Source organism: Methylobacterium sp. WL120 (assembly GCF_008039465.1).
Taxonomy (GTDB): domain Bacteria; phylum Pseudomonadota; class Alphaproteobacteria; order Rhizobiales; family Beijerinckiaceae; genus Methylobacterium; species Methylobacterium cerastii.
The window spans coordinates 1-2,819 of sequence record NZ_VRUT01000287.1; the positions used below are offsets into that span (position 1 = coordinate 1).

General features: G+C 68.0%; 2 protein-coding genes. Both read right to left on the minus strand.

What is annotated here, in order from left to right:
- Positions 1–231: 231 nt before the first annotated feature.
- Positions 232–1,464 (minus strand): acyl-CoA dehydrogenase, encoded by a 1,233-nt coding sequence (locus FV229_RS26275; protein ID WP_147754727.1) that lies wholly within the window; start codon positions 1,462–1,464, stop codon positions 232–234.
- Positions 1,465–1,591: 127 nt separating this feature from the next.
- Positions 1,592–2,521, minus strand: coding sequence for an AEC family transporter (locus FV229_RS26280; protein WP_147754728.1), 930 nt, complete (start codon positions 2,519–2,521; stop codon positions 1,592–1,594).
- Between the last annotated feature and the right edge of the window lie 298 nt (positions 2,522–2,819).

The window sequence follows — 2,819 nt, forward strand, 5'->3', positions numbered from 1 at the left end:
GCCATGGCCGCCACCGAAGCCGCCGCCGCCCCGGCCGCCGAAGCCGCGGGCGTCGACGGTCGCGGGAAGCATGGCGAGCGCGCCGGCCATCAAGGCAGACGCTAAGACAATCCGTTTCATCAGTTTCTCACGCGTTCGAGATGTCGTCGTCAGTGGCACAACGCGTGAGGGAGCAAATCGTACCGCGCGATCCGAGACCCGCGTCGAAACATCCGCATATTGAGACGAAGATCAGAAGAACGCCTGCAGCCCGGTCTGCGCGCGCCCGAGGATCAGGGCGTGGACGTCGTGGGTGCCCTCGTAGGTGTTCACCGTCTCGAGGTTCTGGGCGTGACGCATCACGTGGTACTCGCCCATGATGCCGTTGCCGCCGTGCATGTCCCGGGCGGTGCGGGCGATGTCGAGCGCCTTGCCGCAATTGTTGCGCTTGATCAGCGAGATCATCTCCGGCGCCATCTTTCCCTCGTCCATCAGGCGGCCGACGCGCAAGGATGCCTGCAATCCGAGCGTGATCTCGGTCTGCATGTCGGCGAGCTTCTTCTGGATGAGCTGCGTCTGCGCCAGCGGCCGGCCGAACTGCTTGCGCTCCAGGGTGTAGGAGCGCGCCCGGTGCCAGCAATCCTCTGCGGCGCCCATCACGCCCCAGGAGATGCCGTAGCGCGCCCGGTTCAGGCAGCCGAACGGGCCCTTGAGGCCGGAGACGTTGGGGAGCAGCGCGTCCTCGCCGACCTCGACGCCCTCCATCACGATCTCGCCCGTGGTCGAGGCCCGAAGCGACAACTTGCCCTTCAGCGTCGGAGCCGACAGCCCTTTCATGCCCTTTTCCAGGATGAAGCCGCGGATCGCGCCGTCATGCGCGTCGGACTTCGCCCAGACCACGAACACGTCGGCGAAGGGCGCGTTCGAGATCCACATCTTGGCCCCCGACAGGCGGTAGCCGCCGTCGATCTTCTCGGCCTTGGTCTTCATGCCGCCCGGATCGGAGCCGGCATCGGGTTCGGTGAGACCGAAGCAGCCGATGAATTCGCCGGATGCGAGCTTCGGCAGGAACTTCTGCCGCTGCTCCTCGGAGCCGTAGGCGTGGATCGGGTACATCACCAGGGACGACTGCACGCTCATCATCGAGCGATAGCCGGAATCGACCCGCTCGACCGCCCGCGCCACGAGGCCGTAGGCGACGTAGCCGGCGCCAGCGCAGCCGTACTCCTCGGGGATCGTCACGCCCAGCAGCCCGAGTGCGCCCATCTGGCGGAACAGATCGGGGTCGGTCTTCTCCTGGGCGTAGGCGTCCACCACGCCGGGCAGCAGCCGCTCCTGGGCGAAGTCCTGCGCCACGTCGCGGATCGCGCGCTCGTCTTCGGTGAGCTGGTCCTCGAGCAGGAACGGGTCGTCCCAGACGAAGGCGGCCGACGCCTTGGCCAGGGGGCCGGCGCTTCCGGCGGGCGCGCGCATCGGTGCGTTCATGGTCGATCCCTCTCCGAAACGGTCTCGGCCGGTTCGGCGATTCGCCGGCCGTTGCGCCGCAAGATAGCCGGATGGGCCGCGACTTCCACCGCGCCCGCCGCGGGGAAGGGTCAGGCCCGCGCCGCTGTCACGCCCGGCCGAGCAGCGTCAGCCACGCGATGGTGGTGAAGGGGGCGAGCAGGGTCGAGACCAGGAGCGAGGCCGCGATCAGGCCGGTTTCCGTCCGGTAGCGCATGGCGAGCAGGTAGGCGTTGATGCCGACCGGCATCGCCGCGAACAGCGTCGCGACGCCGGCATAGGCCGGCGGCATCGCAAACAGCTTCGTCGCGAGCAGCCACACGATCAGCGGGTGGACGACGAGCTTCAACAGCGCGATCACCACCGCACCGGGCAGGTCGAACAGCACGCGGTAGCGCCGCAGGCCGGCGCCCAGCGCGATCAGCGCGCAGGTCGAGGCCGTGGCCGCGAACATGTCGATCAGCGCCTTGGGGATGCCGGACGGGACGATGCCGCCCTGCTTCAGCGCCATGCCGATCAGCAACGCCACGAAGATCGGGTTGCGGATCAGCACGAGGCCGAGGCCGCGCAGGCGCTGCCAGAGCGAGCGCCCGGCCTCCGCCTCGATCAGGAAGGTGGCGCAGCCCATCATCAGCGGCAGGTGGACGGCGAGCAGTAGGAAGAGCGGGAACGCCCCCTCCTCGCCGTAAGCCTGGAGGATGGTCGGCACGCCGACGAAGATGGTGTTCGACTGGCTGGCGGCGAAGCCGTGCAGGATCGCGCCCTGCCGCTCGATGCCCGCGCGCCGCCGCGCGATCAGCGACCCGGCGAGCCAGGACATGCCGGCGCCGCCGAAATAGGAGATCCAGTAGCCCCAGGAGATCTCGCCATCGAGGCCCGGCCGGGTCAGCGTCGCGATGATCAGCGACGGCACGGCGATGGCGAAGACGTATTCCGACAGCCCCTCGCTCACCTTGTCGGAGAGCAGGCCGGCCAGCGCCGCGCCCCAGCCGATCAGGATGATCCCGAAGATCGGGACGATGATCATCACGGCGTTCACGGGATGGCGGACCGGCTGGCGTTCGAGGAGGGCTTGCGCATAGCACGCCCGCTGCGGCCTTCACGTTGCGTCGGGCGCATGGCCGGAGCGAAGCGGCGCGCCGGCTAGAGCATTTTCAAGCGAGGTGGATGCCGGCTCGTGTGAAGAGAATGCGACCACACAGCAGGTTAGTACTACTGTGTCATAAATCTTTGTTGGCAGCAGGGACATCGTTGCAGGGTTCGCGCGAGTGTTTGTGCCAGCTTCAGGCGCAAGGTCGCGATGGAGTCAGGCACGTGTCGCTCGGGCCGGATCGGGG